The 16,755-nt window shown below is 67.6% G+C and carries 17 protein-coding genes and 2 pseudogenes; 13 read left to right on the forward strand and 6 right to left on the reverse strand.

The genetic code is table 11. The features are described from left to right. Nucleotides 1–129: 129 nt before the first annotated feature. The 4 genes from EV384_RS22465 (at nucleotide 130) to EV384_RS22480 (ending at nucleotide 2,881) form a co-directional block, all read left to right on the forward strand. The gene (locus tag EV384_RS22465; protein ID WP_130336288.1) at nucleotides 130–1,035 is read left to right on the forward strand and encodes a hypothetical protein; all 906 of its coding nucleotides are present in this window, start codon (nucleotides 130–132) and stop codon (nucleotides 1,033–1,035) included. A gap of 70 nt (nucleotides 1,036–1,105) precedes the next feature. Next, nucleotides 1,106–1,423: a hypothetical protein gene (locus tag EV384_RS22470; RefSeq protein ID WP_207232415.1), complete on the forward strand. Its 318-nt coding sequence runs from the start codon at nucleotides 1,106–1,108 to the stop codon at nucleotides 1,421–1,423. 217 nt (nucleotides 1,424–1,640) lie between these two features. After that, nucleotides 1,641–2,126, forward strand: coding sequence for a SigE family RNA polymerase sigma factor (locus EV384_RS22475; RefSeq protein ID WP_130336290.1), 486 nt, complete (start codon nucleotides 1,641–1,643; stop codon nucleotides 2,124–2,126). After that, nucleotides 2,126–2,881, forward strand: a complete 756-nt coding sequence (locus tag EV384_RS22480; protein ID WP_165440021.1) for a hypothetical protein — start codon at nucleotides 2,126–2,128, stop codon at nucleotides 2,879–2,881. Before EV384_RS22475 ends, EV384_RS22480 begins: the two co-directional genes overlap by 1 nt. A gap of 258 nt (nucleotides 2,882–3,139) precedes the next feature. Here EV384_RS22480 and EV384_RS22485 read toward each other — a convergent pair whose 3' ends face one another. Together EV384_RS22485 and EV384_RS22490 are read right to left on the reverse strand one after the other, a co-directional pair. Beyond that, on the reverse strand, nucleotides 3,140–3,724 hold the full coding sequence (locus EV384_RS22485) for an SMI1/KNR4 family protein (RefSeq protein WP_130336294.1): 585 nt from the start codon (nucleotides 3,722–3,724) through the stop codon (nucleotides 3,140–3,142). 278 nt (nucleotides 3,725–4,002) lie between these two features. Beyond that, nucleotides 4,003–4,392, reverse strand: coding sequence for a VOC family protein (locus EV384_RS22490; protein ID WP_130336296.1), 390 nt, complete (start codon nucleotides 4,390–4,392; stop codon nucleotides 4,003–4,005). A gap of 92 nt (nucleotides 4,393–4,484) precedes the next feature. On the opposite strand from EV384_RS22490, the gene EV384_RS22495 reads away from it, so the two are divergent. After that, nucleotides 4,485–5,255, forward strand: coding sequence for a TetR/AcrR family transcriptional regulator (locus EV384_RS22495; RefSeq protein ID WP_130336298.1), 771 nt, complete (start codon nucleotides 4,485–4,487; stop codon nucleotides 5,253–5,255). A gap of 287 nt (nucleotides 5,256–5,542) precedes the next feature. On the opposite strand, the gene EV384_RS22500 is transcribed toward EV384_RS22495, so the two are convergent. Both EV384_RS22500 and EV384_RS22505 read right to left on the reverse strand, forming a co-directional pair. Next, nucleotides 5,543–6,037 (reverse strand): suppressor of fused domain protein, encoded by a 495-nt coding sequence (locus EV384_RS22500; RefSeq protein WP_165440022.1) that lies wholly within the window; start codon nucleotides 6,035–6,037, stop codon nucleotides 5,543–5,545. A gap of 476 nt (nucleotides 6,038–6,513) precedes the next feature. Next, nucleotides 6,514–7,776, reverse strand: coding sequence for an MFS transporter (locus EV384_RS22505; RefSeq protein ID WP_130336302.1), 1,263 nt, complete (start codon nucleotides 7,774–7,776; stop codon nucleotides 6,514–6,516). 108 nt (nucleotides 7,777–7,884) lie between these two features. Between EV384_RS22505 and EV384_RS22510 the strand changes: the two genes are divergently transcribed. After that, a complete protein-coding gene (locus tag EV384_RS22510; protein ID WP_130336304.1) occupies nucleotides 7,885–8,727 on the forward strand; it encodes a LysR family transcriptional regulator in 843 nt (280 codons plus the stop codon). Between the two features lie 255 nt (nucleotides 8,728–8,982). After that, nucleotides 8,983–10,127 (forward strand): IS3 family transposase gene (locus EV384_RS22515; protein WP_130334711.1). Its coding sequence is split into 2 segments (ribosomal slippage): nucleotides 8,983–9,253 and nucleotides 9,253–10,127, totalling 1,146 coding nucleotides; the frame shifts between segments, so codons are not numbered across the junction. A 146-nt stretch (nucleotides 10,128–10,273) separates the two neighbouring features. On the opposite strand, the gene EV384_RS34985 is transcribed toward EV384_RS22515, so the two are convergent. Continuing rightward, the gene (locus EV384_RS34985) at nucleotides 10,274–10,414 is read right to left on the reverse strand and encodes a hypothetical protein (protein ID WP_165440023.1); all 141 of its coding nucleotides are present in this window, start codon (nucleotides 10,412–10,414) and stop codon (nucleotides 10,274–10,276) included. Nucleotides 10,415–10,782: 368 nt separating this feature from the next. Between EV384_RS34985 and EV384_RS22520 the strand changes: the two are divergent. Further along, a pseudogene (locus EV384_RS22520) lies at nucleotides 10,783–11,114 on the forward strand (transposase); the annotation flags it as partial. Nucleotides 11,115–11,383: 269 nt separating this feature from the next. On the opposite strand, the gene EV384_RS22525 reads toward EV384_RS22520, so the two are convergent. Further along, entirely contained in the window at nucleotides 11,384–11,875 is a 492-nt protein-coding gene (locus EV384_RS22525; protein WP_130336306.1) for a hypothetical protein, read from the reverse strand. A gap of 397 nt (nucleotides 11,876–12,272) precedes the next feature. Between EV384_RS22525 and EV384_RS22530 the strand changes: the two genes are divergently transcribed. From EV384_RS22530 to EV384_RS22545, 5 genes and pseudogenes are all read left to right on the forward strand, one after another. After that, complete coding sequence (locus tag EV384_RS22530) at nucleotides 12,273–14,468, forward strand: hypothetical protein (protein WP_130336308.1); 2,196 nt, start codon at nucleotides 12,273–12,275, stop codon at nucleotides 14,466–14,468. 188 nt (nucleotides 14,469–14,656) lie between these two features. Beyond that, nucleotides 14,657–15,082 (forward strand): hypothetical protein, encoded by a 426-nt coding sequence (locus tag EV384_RS22535; protein ID WP_130336310.1) that lies wholly within the window; start codon nucleotides 14,657–14,659, stop codon nucleotides 15,080–15,082. Between the two features lie 54 nt (nucleotides 15,083–15,136). Beyond that, entirely contained in the window at nucleotides 15,137–15,277 is a 141-nt protein-coding gene (locus EV384_RS34990; protein ID WP_165440024.1) for a hypothetical protein, read from the forward strand. A gap of 129 nt (nucleotides 15,278–15,406) precedes the next feature. Continuing rightward, nucleotides 15,407–15,658 (forward strand): hypothetical protein, encoded by a 252-nt coding sequence (locus EV384_RS22540; protein ID WP_130336312.1) that lies wholly within the window; start codon nucleotides 15,407–15,409, stop codon nucleotides 15,656–15,658. A gap of 292 nt (nucleotides 15,659–15,950) precedes the next feature. Next, nucleotides 15,951–16,698, forward strand: a pseudogene (locus tag EV384_RS22545) (transposase); the annotation flags it as partial. Nucleotides 16,699–16,755: the final 57 nt, after the last annotated feature.

The following is a 16,755-nucleotide window of genomic DNA, read 5'->3' on the forward strand; positions in this document are numbered from 1 at the left end:
TCAATTCGGTAGATCCGGTCGTCTCCGGCGCGCTGTCAGCGGCCATGTGAGTGCGCGGGCGCCTCGAGACATTCACTCCGGGCAGAGGCTTCGCTGCCACATCGGGGAGCGGATCCCTAAGCTTGATCGGTGCACCGGGTCAATCTGTACGCCGCCGACGGGGGCCTTGGGCTGGTCGTCACCGGCCGCGACATGCCTGGTCTGCGGCTTGAGGTCGCGTCTGGCGGGCGCCTGCTGCTACGTCAACCGAGCCGCCTGGTCCTTCTCGGGAAGGTGCACCGCTGGAACTATGGCGTGCACGTGTACCGGACCGGGGGCTACGTCTCGCCGCTTCCCCCACTGCGAGCCGACCACGCTCGCCAGGTCACTCCACTCGGCAGCGCGGCCTGGTTCGATCGATGGGCCCATCAATTCGCCTCTTGGCTGGATGATGCCGATACAGGGCCGTTGCACAACGGGTTCTGGTTCCTCCGCCCGCGCAGGCTGCCGCCGTACTGCCTGCGAGGCGACCTCACCCAGGACTACCCCGCCGCCTACCTTGACTGGTTGGAGGGTTGGAACGGCGTGCTGCCAATGCGTCAGCTACCCGATGCCGATGCCGCCCGCGTTAAGGCCTACCGCAGACAGGCCCGCGAGCAAGTGCTTCCGCCGATCCTGCTGTGGTCCGTCAGTGGCTTCGACGGCTACCTGCTGATTGACGGACACTGCCGTCTGGCCGCAGCCCTCGCTGAGGGTATCGAACCATCAGTCCTGGTCTTGGCCATCGGCTCGGATCCCGAAGTCGACCACGAGTGGCTCGACCACGCCGCCGCTCACGTCGAACTGCTGGATCGAGTGAACGAGCAGGCTGTGCGGGGCCGCGCCGACGCGCTGCGGGCCGCAGATGCCCTCACACGTCGGTTCGCCGACGTGTGCGCTGACCTGCCCCAAGAGGGAAGGACCCGGGCCTGGCCAGTCCGAGGCGGCGTGCGGGCCTGGGAACAGCAGGCCGCAGGCGTGGCACGCGGCTGGTTGGCGAATGTGAAGGAGGAGTAGCGCCACGCGGCGCTCGCTCTGCGGCAAATGAGTGTGTGCTCGGGGCATCGCACAGGTAGCTTGCCTCCTCGTGGAGAACCACCCGGCGCACGCACCGTTGCTCTCTACCAGGTGGCCGATCTTCACCGCCGAACTCGCCGCGGCGCTCACGGCCGAAGGCGAGGAACGGCTGGCGGAGCAGGTCGAGCGGCTGCGAGTCGTGCAGACCTGCGGTTGCGGGGACGACTTCTGCCAGAGCTTCCACACCGCGCCGAAGCCGGCTGACGCCTACGGCGATGGCCACCGCAATGTCTGCCTGGACGCGCCATGGCCGGGCTACCTCATCGTCGACGTGGTCCACGACGAGATCAGGTACGTCGAAGTGCTGTACCGATCACCGCTGTGCTGACCGCTCCCGCCTCCGCAGCCGCGCGGTCGGCGGCAGATGCGGATGCCTGATCATGACGCCTGACTTTTCTCAGCCCGTTGACAACGTTCGGTAATGCTGCTGCGTGGTGATTAGTGTGAGCATGGGCAGCGAACCATCTGCCGTGGGCCCCGCTTCTGTGGTGCCCACGGTGGTTGGCGAGCTGGAGGCCGTTCGCCTCCGGGTTGGGGCAGTGGGCATGCGTGACCAGGAGTTCCTCGAGTTCGTGCGCGCGTCCGGTCGCTACCTGCTACGCACTGCTGTGCTGCTGTGTGGTGACCCGGTCCGGGCGGAGGAGTTGGTCCAGGCCACCTACGAGCGCACCTATCGCTCCTGGCGCGTGGCGCGCGACGGCGACCCGCGGGCGTACGCGCGTCGTGTGCTGGTCAACCTGCGGGTCGATGGGTGGCGGCGCACGCGTCGGGAGGTCGTCGTCGACCCGGTCGCCCTCCCCGATCAGGCCGGGCCCGACCACGCGGGCGCCGTCGTCGCCCGTAACGCCGTGGTGCAGGCTCTGGCCCGGCTGCCGCTCGCGCAGCGGCGGGTCGTGGTGCTGCGACACCTGCTCGACCTCACCGAGACCGAGGTTGCTCGCGAACTGGAGATCTCGGTCGGCACGGTCAAGTCCCACCACGCGCGGGGCATCGCGCGGCTGCGCGAGATCTTCGCGGAAGGGGATCTGTGATGAGCGTCCAGCTACACGATGACGACGTCGTCGCCCGCCTGCGGGCCGGCGCCCCGGGCTACCCGGATGCCGGTCCCGACGCCGGGCGTACGCTCGCCGCCGCGCGACGAGCGCTGCGCCGCAGCCGGGGCCGGCGGGCGCTTGGCAGCGTGGCCGCGGTCGTGGCCGCGGTCGTCGGACTCACGGCGGTCGGCCCGATCGAGCTGCCCGGCTTCGGCACGTTCGCCATGCCTGGCGGGCACGACATCAATTCGCTCCCGAATCAGGGTGAGCCGCCCGTGTACCCGCGCCAAAGGCTGCTTGACGACGTCGCGGACCTGGAGCTTCAGGTTCTGCCGGTGGCCGAGGACTTGGGGCTCACCCGGTACATCGACGATGGAGGGGCGTGGGGTCGTCCGGCGTGCCGCGTGTTCACCTGGTCGCACGGAGCGTTCCTGGACCGCGCCTCGGGTTGCGCGAATCCCGACGACCCCGGGCTGCCGTTCGACACCGAGAGCGAGGCTGCGTTCCCCCGGGTATCCGACGCGATCGAGCACTCTGGCGTGAATGTGTACCGGATCGAGAAGGGCGGCTGGGGCCCCGGCACGTCGTTCCACCTCCGCGACGACTCCTGGAGGTGGAACTGGTACTACTCCTACGTTCCCGGCACCCCGGCCGACGCCCCAGAAGAGGTGCAGGAAGAGACAAGACTCGGCGTCAGGCTGCAGGTCCACGTCAGCGGTGACTGGTGGTTCACCGTGGAGCCCGACGACTGACATGGCGACCTCGGCCGGCGGCCGTTGCGTCCATGGTCATCCGACAGAAATGCCCAGTCAGACTGCGCGTTTCTGTCGGGATGACCGTGCATGACGCCGTGGCCCGCGAGATCAGGCGCACTCATCTCGGCAGTTCAGGATGCCCGCTCGACTCAGAGGCTAGCTACCGAGCGTGATCGCCTCGGTCGGCGAGCACGCGCGGGTCGCGGCAGTTGAGTGCGCCGGAGGTATCGCGGCAGGAAGATGGCGGCAGCACGCTTATAGATCCCGGTAAAGGCCTTGCGCTCGGGGGATGGCCACCCTTCTGGGGTCTGGTGCCCCCATTGGCCTGAACCTCGGGGTCCGGGAACTCGGGAAGTCCTTCGGGAAGATCGGGAACCTAACCTGCCGGGACAGAACCGCGTAAAGAAAATCGGTGATGCCGCCGGTGAACTCCGGCCATCTCGTGTCACGTGCCTCGTTGGCCGTGATGGTCCACGAGGCTGGATCGTCCGGGCTATGGAGCACCCAGTACACGGTGTCGCCGTTGTCGGTGCCGGCGACCGGTAGCAGCGTGCCCTCTCCGAACGGGATGTGTTCCCGGCCCCCGGCACGCAGCTGGGCGAGGATCTCTGCCTTTCGGCGCGCCTGGAACGACAACTCGATCGTCAAGAAAGGAGTCACGGGCTGGTAGACGGTGAGGAACCTGTCGAACTGACCGTGCCCGTAGGTCTCGACGAGGAGCTTGTAGTCGGTGGGCAAGCGAACGCCGATCGACGTCTCGACTCCCGTCCAATCGACGTCCCCTGCCGGTTCGGCCGGAGGGCGTACCAGCTCGACCAGCTTGTCAAACGCTGATGTCATCTCGCACCTCCGTGGCTTCAGCCGTTAGACGGCAGCGATCAGGGTGCCGTCTGCTGCTGGTGGTGGTTAGGGCAGGCGCCGGTCGTGAGAGGCTGGGCCGGTAGCCTCGGCCACGTGTCCGTTTAGCCCGCCGTGATCGGGCACGTGATGGGCCGAGTCTTCGGGACGGACCCGGGGCGCTGCCGGCCGGACTCGCCGAGTGGCGTCGGCGGCATCCCGAGGATGGTTCTCTGGCGGAACGGCTGGTGCGGCGGGGCTGCCGCCGCACCAGCAATCAGTCAGTCGCCGGTAGGCGCGTTCCAGTCGACGAGCTGGATGATGACGCCGTTGGGGTCTCTTACCTGGAAGGCACGCTCTCCCCACTCCTCGACGGTCAGCGGCATGGTGATGGGGACGCCCTCGGCCTGCAGACGGGCCAGCTCACCTTCGAGGTCGTCGACGACGAAGGCGAGGATCAGTCCGGTGGCGTGGTAATTGCGCTGGTCCTCCGGCAGCGACGTCAGTCCCCGCCGCAGGAAGATGATGTTCATCCCGGCGTCGTCGCGGGCGAGGGAGGCGAAGCCGTCAGCAGCCATCTCCTCCCGGAACCCGAAGTGGGTGGTCAGGAACTTGCTGGACGCGGCGACGTCTTCGACGTTGAGCGACACGGCCGATGAGGTGATCTTCACGAGGCCCTCCGGGTCGAGGATGGATGCGAGCGCTGGATCTTTGTACATTGTACGGTGTACGTCGTACGAGAAAGACTCGAAGGGATGGTCCTATGGGGAGCGACGGGAGCAGCGGCGGTGACCCAGCACGCACGCTGGAGCTTCTTTGGCGTGATCCCAACGCCAAGGGCACCCAGCGAGGCCCCCGTCAGGGCCTCACCGTGGATCGGGTTGTCGCGGCGGCCATCGAGCTGGCAGACGCCGAAGGTGTGCAGGCTGTGACGATGCGCCGAGTCGCCCAAGCGGTCGGTGTCGCGCCAATGTCGCTTTACACCTACGTTCCAGGCAAGGCCGAGTTGCTCGACCTGATGCTCGACACGGTCTACGTCCAAATGGCACGTACGGACCTGTCCAACAAGCCGTGGCGGATACGGGTCGAAGCGGTCGCCCAAGAGAACCGCGACTTGTACGAGCGGCACCGTTGGGCGGCCACGATCTCCACCAGCCGCCCACCGCTGGGACCTGGCCTCATGGCCAAGTACGAGCACGAACTGACGGCCTTCGCGGGTCTCGGGCTCGACGACGTGGAAATGGACGCCGCCCTCACCTACCTGCTGAGCTTCGTCCAAGCCTCCGCACGCTCGGCCGCGGAAGTCGCCTCAATCCAGCGAGACAGCGCCATGAGTGATGAGCAGTGGTGGGCCGTGAACGCACCCTTCCTGGCGCACGTCTTCGACGAGACCAAGTACCCCACCGCCGCGCGAGTCGGCGCCGCCGCAGGCGCGGCTCACCGTAGCGCCTACAGCCCTACTCACGCCTACGAATTCGGACTTCGACGGGTCCTCGACGGCCTCGGCGTCCTCATCGAAGGCGGCAGCAAGTAGCCCCAGCCCGCGGCGTTCCACCGCCCGTTCAGCCACCGAACGGGAAACTCCGATGCACGCTCATCGGCAAAGTCGGACGTGTTCCACCGTCACGCCAGCGAACGACCGACCAGCGGCAAATTAGCCCACTCGATCTCGTCGGGCTGGACGGCAAGTCCGACGCCGTCGTGGAGCAATGCACGGAGCCATCCGCGTGCTGGCACACCTCTACTGCCAGCTATCCGCAGCCTTGCGGGGAGGGCCTAGTGGCACCGGTGAGGGCGTTCATGAGGCCGCGTCGGCCTCTGTCAGACCACCGAGGCTCGTCCGGGGTCTACCGGGTTGATCGTGTGTTCCTCGAGCAGGCTCTCCAAGGCTTCCAGGCCACTGGTGCGCCGGAAGTCCTTCTCGGCCTTGGTGATCGGCAGCAGCCACAGGATCCGGGCATGAGCGCCGGTTCCCCATTCGCATATCTCGAAATCCGGTCCGAAGGGGTACGGCAGAGTCACCAGGTAGTGATCGCATCTCGAGTCGTCCCGCCAAGGACGGCCGATCGGCACCGTGTGTCCGACGTCGAGCCGCTGGCTAGCCGGACCGCAGTGGTAGTAGGCGTTCATGGTCATGCTTTCCAGGTTTTGCCAGTCATCACGCGGTGCCGCCAGAAAGAACTCCAGCCCATGGCCGTGTTCCTGCGTCGCAGCCCAGCAACCGGAGCTCACGTACAACCACCAGCCGCTGGCAACGCGGGGGTGGACCCGGTAGACCCGAAATCCGGGAACTCGACTCTCGATCGGCCCTTCCACGCCATCCGCCGGTCCGGCCGGGTGTCCGGCACACCGGGCAGCCGCTGCGCCATGGCGCACCTGTCCATCGGGTGGCACGGACGTCGCCTACCAACTGTGACGACTCCACTGTTCTCGGCACGACAGCGCACTGCGCCGGGCGGGGCCGACGCGCGGACAGCGGCAGAAGAGCGCGTGTCGCAGCGATCAGCTTGTTGCGGTGTGAACCATTCACACCCGATTATGGGCACGGCAACAGGACTCCCGAAGCTCCGGCCAGCCGCAAGGTAGGAACCCTACCGCGCCGGATCGGTTCGAGATGATCCACCAGGAGATTTGGAACGAGGCGGTCGAGTAGGGATGGCCCGAAGACCCCAACTCTGAGACCGACCTGGAGTAGGCGGATACGCCACTGATCGGCTGGAGTACCGCCGCGTGCTGTGCCGGTAGTGCCGATAGCGCGAGTGCGCACCGGCGGGCAGACCGGGCTGAGGGAGCTACCGGCGGCCGTAGGCACGGGCCCCTACCTCATGTGCCAGGCCGGGCGCCGGCCCCGTACGGCTCAAGGTCCGGTGCCCCGGCGCGTCAAGGTCCGGTGCCCCGGCGCGGCCGAGATCGCTGAGCGGAGACCGCGTTCGGGCGGGCGAACGGCGGGACAGCAGGCATCCAGTCAGCGCGGCGGCGAGGCCGGCCAGCCCGGCCGCCGCGAAGCCGCCCGCTGGCACGGAGACGTCGATCGCCACCCCGACGATCGGGGATCCGAGCGCGAAACCCGCGCTCTGCGCCGAGGATTGCAGACCTGTCGCCTCACCCCGCACGCTGGCCGGCGCTAGCCGGCTCACCGCGTCGGCCACCGTGGAAAGGGTCGGCGCGGTGAGAAGCCCGGCGCCGACAACGGCCACGCACAACCAGGGCCAGTCGTGGGCAAGTCCGGCGGGAATCGTCACGAGCCCGAGCAAGCCGAGCAGCAGCCACGTGGGCAGCGGCCGGGGCAGCGCGCCATAAATCAGCCCGCCGGCGACGGAGGCCACGCCGAACACGGCTATGACCACGGCGGCCCAGGACACCTGACCTGCTTCTTCGAGCGTGGCGACGATGGCGAGGTCGACGCCGCTGAGCAGCGTCGTGGTACCGAACGCCATCGTGAGTACGGCAATCATGCCGGCGCCCAGCCACTCCCGGCGCGGGGGCCGTCCGGCCGCGCCGGGATCCGCCTCGTCCTCGGCACGCAGCGGCGGGTTGAGCAAGGCGATCCCGGCTCCGCCAGCCACGATCGCGGCGCCGACCCCCCACGCCACCACACCGGGGGACATCTTCGCCGCACACAGGATCACTACCGCCGGGCCCACTATGTACGACAGCTCGCCGTGCACCGATTCCAGCGCGAACGCGGCCCGGCGCTGTCCCGCCGTCGTCATCGCGGCGATCGCCTGCCTGGTCACCGGCTGGGCCGGCACCATCAGCAGGCCCGCCGCGAAGGCGGCGCCCAGCAGGATCCCGTACGGCAGGATCGGCACGCTCAGCCAGAACACGACCTGCAGTACGACAGTGACCAGCAGCACGGTACGCAGGCCCCGCCAGTCGATCATGCGGCCAAGCAGCGGCCCGCCCAGCGCCACCCCGGCGGTCAGAGCCGCCGCGACGCCACCCGCTGCCGCGTAGCTCATGTCCAGACCCAGCACGACATACATCGTCAGCGCCATCACGTCAGCCGTGATCGCGGCCCGGGCGAGCAGCGAAACGCCCAGCAGCGGTGCCATCCCTGGCACGGCGAGCACCTGTCGGTATCTGGTCACCTGCGTGACGCTAGATCGTCCGTCACGTCATAGGAAGTGGTTAGTTTGTTGGAGCTGGCATAATGAATTCTTATGGCCAGAGATCTTGAGACCGCGTTGCTGCGGTCGTTCGTCACCGCCGTGCGGGCGGGCAGCATCAGCCGCGCCGCGACCGCGCTCGGACATACCCAGCCCGCGCTCAGCCAGCAGTTGCGCAAGCTCGAGAGGGTTGTCGGTCGTCCGCTGCTTTACCGGTCGCCGTCTGGCGTCTCGCCGACCCGGGCGGGTGAGGAGCTCCTGCCGTACGCCGAACGCATCCTCTCGCTCTCCGCACAGGCACTCACCGAAACCGGACGCGCGCTTACCGGCCACTGCGTCGTCGGGTTGCTCGAAGACCTCGCCGCGTCCCAGCTTCCGCAGGCCCTCGCCGACCTCGCCCGGCTGCACCCCGGCGCGACGCTGGAGGTGCTCAGCTTTTCCACCGCCGCGATGCGGGAGGCCTACGACGCTGGCCGCGTCCAACTCGTGCTCGACGCGGTGCCGGACGTTCCCGGGCCGCCGCGCTGGACGGTACGCCGCCCGCTGGTCTGGGCGATCGGCCAGGGTGTGGACGTGGCCGCCGATCCGCTGCCGGTGGTGCTGTTCTCGAACCCGTGCTCCTGGCGTACGTCAGTGCTGGAAACGCTGGAACGTGCCGATCGGCGCTGGCGGGTGACGTTCGAAAGCAACAGCCTGGTCGGTGTGCTCGCCGCGGTACGGGCCGGGCTCGGCGTCGCGGCGCTCATGCCCGCGAACCTCGAACCGGTCATGGCCTGCCACGACGCGGACGCCCTGCCCACCCTGCCGGACGTCGAGCTCGGTCTCGCACGGCACCCACGGACCGAAGGTGATCCGCTGATCGATGCCGTGGAGACCGCGCTGCGACGCATGATCTGAGTTTCGCGGCTGGTCAGCGCGCCGGTTTCCGTCCAACCCACAACAGGACCTGGCCAGGCGCCCATACGTCGGCGTCGTGGACGTACCAGGTCCGGGGGCTGATGTAGCAGAGGAACGAAAAGTCACGCTAAGGAGCGTGGGCAGACCGCTCTTGGCGTGACTGGTGGTTCCAGAGCTACCGGGAGCCGGGACTGCCCCCAGTTCGGTTGACTCCTGACCTGTGAGGATGCGTTCCTCGCTGGAAGGATGTCTGCCATGCCGAAAGCGTTCCCGCCGGAGTTTCGCCGTGACGTGGTCGCGGTTGCCCGCAAGGGCGAGGCGCCCATCGCCCAGATCGCGAAGGACTTCGGGATTTCCGAGTCGTGCCTGCACCGCTGGTTGAAGATCGCCGACGCCGACGACGGGATCCGCCCCGGCACCACCAGCTCTGAGTCGGCGGAGCTGCGGGAGCTGCGACGACGCAACAAGCTGCTGGAGCAGGAGAACGAGATCCTGCGCAGGGCGGCGGCGTTTTTCGCCAAGGAGATCGCCCCAAAATGACGTACCCGCTGGTCGGTGACCTGGCCGCGGACGGGATCCCCGTCGCGGTGACCTGCCGGGTGCTGGGCTTCAGCAAGCAGGCCTACTACGCGTGGAAGAACAGCCCGGTCGCCCGCCGGGACCTGGAAGACGCCTATCTGATCAACGCCGCTCTCGACATCCACGCCGACGACCCGGCGTTCGGGTACCGGTTCATCGCGGATGAACTACCTGCCCACGGCATCACCGCCGGCGTCAACCGGGTGGCCAGGCTCTGCTCACAGCAGCGGATCTGGTCGGTGTTCGCCAAACGCAGAGGCCTCACGAGAAGGGCCGGGCCGCCGGTGCACGACGACCTGGTGCAACGCCGTTTCGCCGCCGACGCGCCGAACCGGGTGTGGCTGACCGATATCACCGAACACCCCACCGGCGAGGGCAAGCTCTACCTGTGTGCGATCAAGGACGTGTACTCCGGCCGGATCGTCGGCTACTCCATCGACTCACGGATGAAGGCGTCCCTGGCCGTCGCGGCGCTGTCGAACGCGGCTCGCCTGCGCAGCCCGGCCGGCACGATCGTGCACTCCGACAGGGGCAGTCAGTTCCGGTCCAGAAAGTTCGTGAAAGCGTTGCACCGCAACGGATTGGTCGGCTCGATGGGGCGCGTCGGCGCCTGCGGTGACAACGCGGCGATGGAATCGTTCTTCGCCCTACTGCAACGCAACGTCCTCGACCGGCAACGCTGGCACACCCGCCACGAGCTACGCCTGGCGATCGTGACCTGGATCGAACGCACCTACCACCGGCGCCGACGGCAAAGACGCCTGGGCCGGCTTACCCCGATCGAGTTTGAGACAATCAACAGGCCCGCACACGCGGCCTGAACCACTCAACCCCGCGAGTCAACCGAACCCGGGGCAGTCCCGCCTGCTGGTTCGAGGGGCTGCAGGGCGAACTCGCGGCGGGCGGTCACGGTGACCTGCCCGATTAGGTTCTGCTCCCGAAACTGACCTCAGTCCCAAAGTAGGGCTCAGATGATCGCAAGCCAGGAGGCCATGGGCTCGGCCGGGTCGATCGGCAGCCGCACGTACGGTTCGTCGTCCTGGATCGCCGTGTCAGGTGGTGGTTGGTCGTCGGGGTCGGTGCGGTCGTCCGCGAATGGGGTGCTCACGCGGGTTCTCCGGCGGCGAGCTCGGGCCGAAGGCCGTCAGGCCGCGGTGAGGTCGAGTCGGGTGTCCATGTACGCCGGCGAGCCATACCCATTGCGAAGCGACCGAATCTTGCTACTCATCGAACCCGAACACGCCCAGGCGATCACCTTCGGTTGAACCGCGTCGCAGCGTCGGTGCCCACGCACCTGCGACGGATTCGGCGCCGACCGGGTCGAGCAGCTGCCGCCGCATGCGCCAAGACAGCCGCCTGCTCGCGACTTGCGACCGATGCGCGCTCATCGGCAATTGAGCACATCCAGGCTGACCCGGCGCGAGCCACGGACGCAGACGGCTTCGGGACCGCCGAAGAGCTCGGTTCGCCGAGTTCGTCGAGGCCTGGGGCGGCAGGTATCCGGCGATCGTGCGGTTGTGGGAGCAGGCCTGGGCCGAGTTCGTGCCGTTCCTGGCCTTCGACGCCGAGATCCGCACCGTCGTCTCTCCACCAACGCCATCGAGAGCGTCAACTCCCGCATCCGCCGCGCCGTCCGCGCTCGCGGCCACTTCCCGAACGAGGCCGCCGCGCTCAAGTGCGTCTACCTCGGGATCATGAGCCTCGACCCCACCGGGCAGGGCCGCCGGCGATGGACGATGCGCTGGAAACTAGCCCTGAACGCCTTCGACATCGCCTTCGAAGGACGCCCGTCCGCAGGCCGCAAGTAGCCGTCAACAATCCGAGTTACGCCGTTCGTTTTACAGACCCCCTGGAGGGCACTGGTGCCGGCTGTGGTCGTGACGCACCGATTGGCGCAGCCCGAGCGCCCGGACTGCTACTGGATCTGAGGCAGGTCCGGGCGTCGCTGGGGGCGGCGCCGCAGCTCGCGGGCTCGACATCCCCCGTAGCCCGCCATGGTGCCTCAGATCCAATGACAGTGCCTCGGGTCAACTGGCAGAGCTGGGACCACGTCCGGTCGCAGGAGTCGTCGCCCAATTCAGATGGACGGGTCGAGGTGTGCGTTCCACACGGGCGCCGCGCGCTCATGGGAATCAACTCCGGCGAAGAAGGCGTCGGTCAAAGCGGGATAGTCCTGCCTGTCGATGCCAACAACCTCGATGAACTTGGGCCGGTGCACGGCGAAGCCCTCGGGACTCGGCTGCGGGCGGTAGGGCACGCCCATCTTGAAGGACCGACGGGCCGGCCCGTATTCGACAGCCTCGACGATCAACGCGTCGGTTCGTCCACCAGGCAGGTGCAGGTACCCGTCGACCACCAGCACTGCGCGAATCGCGTCGTGTTGGTTCGTCTGTAGCGCCTCCTGGCCGGCTTGTGCGCCGGCGCCGACATCGTCGAAGGCGAACCGGTCCATGCCGCGATCGCCGCTGGCCTGCTCATAGCCCAGCAGCGGGATCAGTGTCGCTCCATCCGAGACGCCCCAGATGCCGTGGGCGGCAAAGAGCCCGGCCAGTCGGGCGATTTCCTGCATGGCTGCCAGTATTCCAGGGCCACGCGCGCCGTGCTGCCCCAAAATGTGGGCTGTTTCCCTTTGCGCCCTGGAAACCGGGGCGGAGCCGCTGGCTGCCTTGGCCTCATCGCCGTCGTTGCCGCACCGCGACGCAACGGGCGGTCGAATGCACGGTACCCGGCTCCAAGGGTCACATCGAACGCGCGTCGGGTCCTGTGGTCGTGCCGGGTCGATGGCGCCGACTTGATCATTGCCAGTGGACGACCCAACCTGCACAGCCGTCCATTTTGAATGGATAGTTCCGGCAGGGCTGTAGGCAGCGACCTTTGTGAATATGCTGGCCGGGATCTTGGTTGGTCACGTATAGACGGAGGTATCGGTGAGACACAGAAGACGATGGCGGTCAAGGCTTGCCGCGGTGGTTGCGGCACTGGTCGCCGCACAGGTGGCGCTCGTCGCCGCCCCGGCGTCGGCAGGGGAGATACCTCTCTGGCAGGTGGAGGTAGCGAAGATCCCCACCGCGAAGTACACCCGGGACGCGAAGGTCTACGTCACCGAGGCTACCCAGGCGTTGCGCCCATACGTCGGTGACGGGTTGGGCGAGAGCCGGATCGACCCGGTGTTGGCGGATGTCGCGAGCCGGTATTTCGACGGTGCCCGGCTCAAGAGCGCTGGCGATGGTGCGGCTGTGTTCGACAACCTCCAGCATCTGGAGTCGTTCCTGAAGAGCCGGCTTACCGGTGCCAGCCCGCCCAGCGGTGAGGCTGAGCAGGCTCATGTGGTTGCGCTGGTGGAGACCTTGTCGGGGGTGCGGCTGCTGGCGGACGCGGCGATCCAGGACGCCGAGGTGACGATCGGCCCGTTCCGGGCCAGCCCGCCGCCCGCGCCGGCTCCCGCGGGGCTGGCCGAGGCGTTCGCGGACTTGGAGGCGGCCAAGGTTGACCTGGCCAAGGCTGACGAGATGTTGGTCAAGGCCAACCCGGAGCCAGCGACCATTCAGGCCGAAAACGCCTGGTCGAACGGCTTCAACGTACTCACCCGGCTCGGCATCACCTACACCGGAGACCACGACAACGACGGCGTGGTCGACGTGGTGGAGCTGATCTTCGGTGCCAGCCCACTGCTGGTCGACTCCGACGGCGACGGCCTGACCGACAAGTTCGAGATCACCGCGCTCGCTGGCTGGACCCGACCCAACGCGGTCGACACCGACCAGGACTCCGTCGCCGACGGCGCGGAGGACATCGACGGCGACGGGCTCACCAACCTCCAGGAACAAGACCTCGGCACCTCACCCACCGAGGCCGACACCGACGGCGACGGGCTCGGTGACGGCGCCGAGGTCGCCAAGGGCACCAACCCGCTGGTGCCTGACCAGCCCCGCGCCCCGCCCACGCCCGGCAACAACCCGCCGATCGTGCCGGCGCCCACCGACGCCGACACCGACGGCGACGGCCTGGGTGACAGCGAGGAGGGCGAGGTCGAGACCAACCCGGCGAACGTCGACACCGACGGTGACGGGCTGTCCGACGGAGAAGAGTACAACGAGCTCAACATCTCGCCGTTACACGTGGACACCGACGGTGATGGGCTGTCCGACGGTTACGAACTCGAACACGTTCTGGACCAGGGGCTCGACCCTGCGATCTTCGATGAGCAGGTCAGCAAGTGGACCTACGTCACCGACTTCCTGCTCGGGCTGGCTGCGGGTTCCTTCGCGGAGCGCGACTCCCTGGCATGGCTCGCCGGCAACCTGTGTTCGGGCGGGCTCGGTTTCATCCCCGTCGTCGGCACGGCGCTGGGCTTTCTCACCGATGTACGGGACGCGATCGCCGACGCCATCCACGGCGAATGGGTCAGTGCCGGGATCAGCATCGTCGGGATCGTTCCGGTCGTCGGCGACTCCATCGAGATCGTGGCCAGGCTCGTCCGCTTCGTCCTGAAATATCCCAGGCGGCTGTTGGCTGCCGTAAAGATATTCATCAAGAACACCGACATCCCCGAGGTCGTCCGGAAGACGGCCCTCAAGGCGGTCCTGGCGGGCGATTACGACAATCTCCTCGCCTTCGGCCTCACCGATGATTTCATGTTGCTCCTGGGCAAAACCGGGACCACGGATCTCAAGGTCCTCAACAAGGCGGTGGCGGCCGCGCGAAGGACGGCTCTCCGCCCCGGGTTCCTGAGGGACAAGGATGCCGCCGAAGACTGGTTGTGGGACATCATGCGGGGCTCCGATCCCCCTCGGTTGGGCGAACCACTGCAGCGGGGTGGCCCCCAGAAGCATATCGACACCCCCGACAATCCGAAGCCGCGTTCGTACCGCAAACCGGACTACTATGAGGACCTCCCAGACGGGTCGCACAACATTCACGAGATGAAGTTCGGGACTCCCTACTTTGAGGAGGACGCTCTCAAGCAGTGCCACCAGGACGGAAAACTCAAGCGGGACGGAGGAGTCGGAACGGACCGGATCTCAGACGTCTTCTGGCATTTCGTGCCGAGAAAGAAGTGGTCCCGCTACGACAACGACTACGTATACTCTCTCGGGCCGACACAGAAACTGCTGGACTGCTTGGCCGAAGAAAACATCCCGTTCTTCATCTACGTTCCCTGACGATGACCAACCCGCGTCAGGACGGACGGCGTGACTGACAGGCACGCCTGCCCGCGGTAGTTCGTGGCCGGGGCGCTGGACAGCGATGGCTGCGTGAGCGGTCAGCGCAGACCGGCGGCCCGGCCACTGAACGACTCGATGTGCCCGCGGACCGGGCTCCGCGCGACGACGCTCAAGGAAGGACCACCGTGTCGCTCGTGATGACCGTATGCTTCCCCGACGAGGAACGCCGGGGATCCTTCAGGCCCGGCGCCGAGCTGGGCCCCGATCTCGTCGCGAGCTGGCTGCGGCCGGTGTTTCCCGACTTCACGCTGCCCGACGCGGACGAACCCGAAGTCGACATCAGCCGTGACGCCGAGTGGTTCCATGTTTCGTCCACCCTGTACGCCGGAAGCCACGGAGTGCGAGCGGTGCACACCCGCTTCACCCGCCTTCGAAATCGGTACGAGGGGATCGACGAGTACCGGTCGGAGCTGGCCGATCTGACCCGCCCGCTGCTGGGCCTGGCCCGGGCTGGTGGCGCTCGGCTCCTCGTCGACGACGCGGGTGACGACCTGACAGACGCGGAACCGGCGGATATAGCCGAATTCCTCACCGGGTCCGGGCCGGAATGAGGCTGGTCGCCGCAGGCCGCTGCGATCGACCGCGCTGCGACGGTCGAGGCTGCGATGGACGACGACGCCTATCTTCAGCAGTTTCTGGAAGCTGCAGGGCCGAGGCTGCAGTGGCTGCGTGAGCAGTCGGCGCAGACGGGCGGACCGGCCCCGGAGCAACTCGACTTCACCCGCGACAGCCTCGTCCCGCTGTGAGCTTGGGCGGCGCCGCGGTTTCGCAGACTCCGCGACGGTGACCAGCCGGAACCAGGACCGAAGCCGGTCTGGTTCGGCCGGCTCGGCAGGACCCCCGAGCAGTGGTGGCCCAACGAGTCGCTGGAGCTGATGGACGCGATCCTCTACTACCTCGGCGAGGCCCTCATTCGGGCGGTGCCCGGGGCACACTGGGCGATCTACCGATCCCCCGACGGCAGCCCGACCTACCACAGCGGCCAGGCCGTCATCATCGGCTTCGGCCCTCCCATGGACCTCGAAATGTACGTGCACACCCTGGTGGCCATGGCGAACGCCGGCTACGCCGATGCTCTGCAGCAGAAGTTCGACCTCATGATGAGCTGGGCCACGGCCAGCCAGTAACGGCGCCAGAGTATTCCGCCACTTACCTTGTGGTCCGGGGCTTCAATTCCCCTCACCCGTTCCGCGGGAACACCTGAGATCGATCTTTAACCTCAGTCGTCTCGGTCGGCAGGCGGTCTTGTGTGGACTCGGCGTGTCGTGGAGACGTGAAGCGGCCACCGCCTGATGATCCTTCGCGTTCCCTGCAAGGACACGAAGAACAGGACAGGTGGTGGCCGTGGCCACGATTCTGGACTACCTGGGCAGCCTCGTGTTGCCCGACACGCCCGGGCCGGGTCCGTCAGCGGTCGGGTTGGTTGAGGATCCAGCAGCGAGCTTGTCGGCGTTTCGTCAGGACTTCTACCGGTGTCTGCCACGTCGGGCGGACGCGTTGTTCGAGCTCACCGATGCGCTGCTGTGCTCGGGTGGGCCGGTGACCAGCCTGGTCGACTTGTCGTTGGTCGTCGAGCACCGCCGTGGTCACGGTGCTCTGTATGACGCCCTTGGGTGCCGGCGGTATCGACGTCGCCCGGCTGCGGGTGACTCTCGCAGGGCTGGCGCTGCCCCGCGCCGCCGACGGGCGGATCATGCTCGCCGTTCGCGTCAGCAACTGGCTGCGCCCGGACGCGTCCACCAGCCCAGACCGGTTGTTCTGCCACACCTACGGGCGCGCGAGGGGTCAGGCGCAGATGATCCCCGGCTGGCCGTACTCGTTCATCGCCGCCTTGGAACCAGGCCGCACGTCGTGGACGCAGGTGCTCGACGCGGTGCGGCTGGGCCCGGCCGACGACGCCACCGCAGTCACCGCCGACCAACTTCGTCAGCTGATCGACCGGCTGATCCGCGCCGGGAACTGGCCCGGCGACCCCGACATCCTGATCGTCTGCGACACCGGCTACAACACCGCCCGGCTGGCCTGGGTACTGTCCGACCTGCCCGTGCTCCTGGTCGGCCGAATCCGCTCGGACCGGGTCCTACGATTTCCCAAGCCGACCAGGCAGCCAGGCGCCATCGGCCGTGCCCGCAAACACGGCGCCGAGTTCGCCTGCAACGACCGTGCGCGCTCATCGGCAGATCCGGTCGTTCAGCGACCGGTAAGCCGGCCCCTGATCGCGGCT

This window comes from Micromonospora kangleipakensis (assembly GCF_004217615.1).
Taxonomy (GTDB): Bacteria; Actinomycetota; Actinomycetes; order Mycobacteriales; family Micromonosporaceae; genus Micromonospora; species Micromonospora kangleipakensis.

Excerpts from the sequence above, each read along its gene's own strand:
- EV384_RS22475 (WP_130336290.1), top strand. The coding sequence starts at position 1,641 with ATGCGTGACCAGGAGTTCCTCGAGTTCGTGCGCGCGTCCGGTCGCTAC.
- EV384_RS22485 (WP_130336294.1), bottom strand. The coding sequence starts at position 3,724 with ATGACATCAGCGTTTGACAAGCTGGTCGAGCTGGTACGCCCTCCGGCC.
- EV384_RS22495 (WP_130336298.1), top strand. The coding sequence starts at position 4,485 with ATGGGGAGCGACGGGAGCAGCGGCGGTGACCCAGCACGCACGCTGGAG.
- EV384_RS22480 (WP_165440021.1), top strand. The coding sequence starts at position 2,126 with ATGAGCGTCCAGCTACACGATGACGACGTCGTCGCCCGCCTGCGGGCC.
- EV384_RS22525 (WP_130336306.1), bottom strand. The coding sequence starts at position 11,875 with ATGCAGGAAATCGCCCGACTGGCCGGGCTCTTTGCCGCCCACGGCATC.
- EV384_RS22505 (WP_130336302.1), bottom strand. The coding sequence starts at position 7,776 with ATGGCACCGCTGCTGGGCGTTTCGCTGCTCGCCCGGGCCGCGATCACG.
- EV384_RS22540 (WP_130336312.1), top strand. The coding sequence starts at position 15,407 with ATGGACGCGATCCTCTACTACCTCGGCGAGGCCCTCATTCGGGCGGTG.
- EV384_RS22510 (WP_130336304.1), top strand. The coding sequence starts at position 7,885 with ATGGCCAGAGATCTTGAGACCGCGTTGCTGCGGTCGTTCGTCACCGCC.
- EV384_RS34990 (WP_165440024.1), top strand. The coding sequence starts at position 15,137 with ATGGACGACGACGCCTATCTTCAGCAGTTTCTGGAAGCTGCAGGGCCG.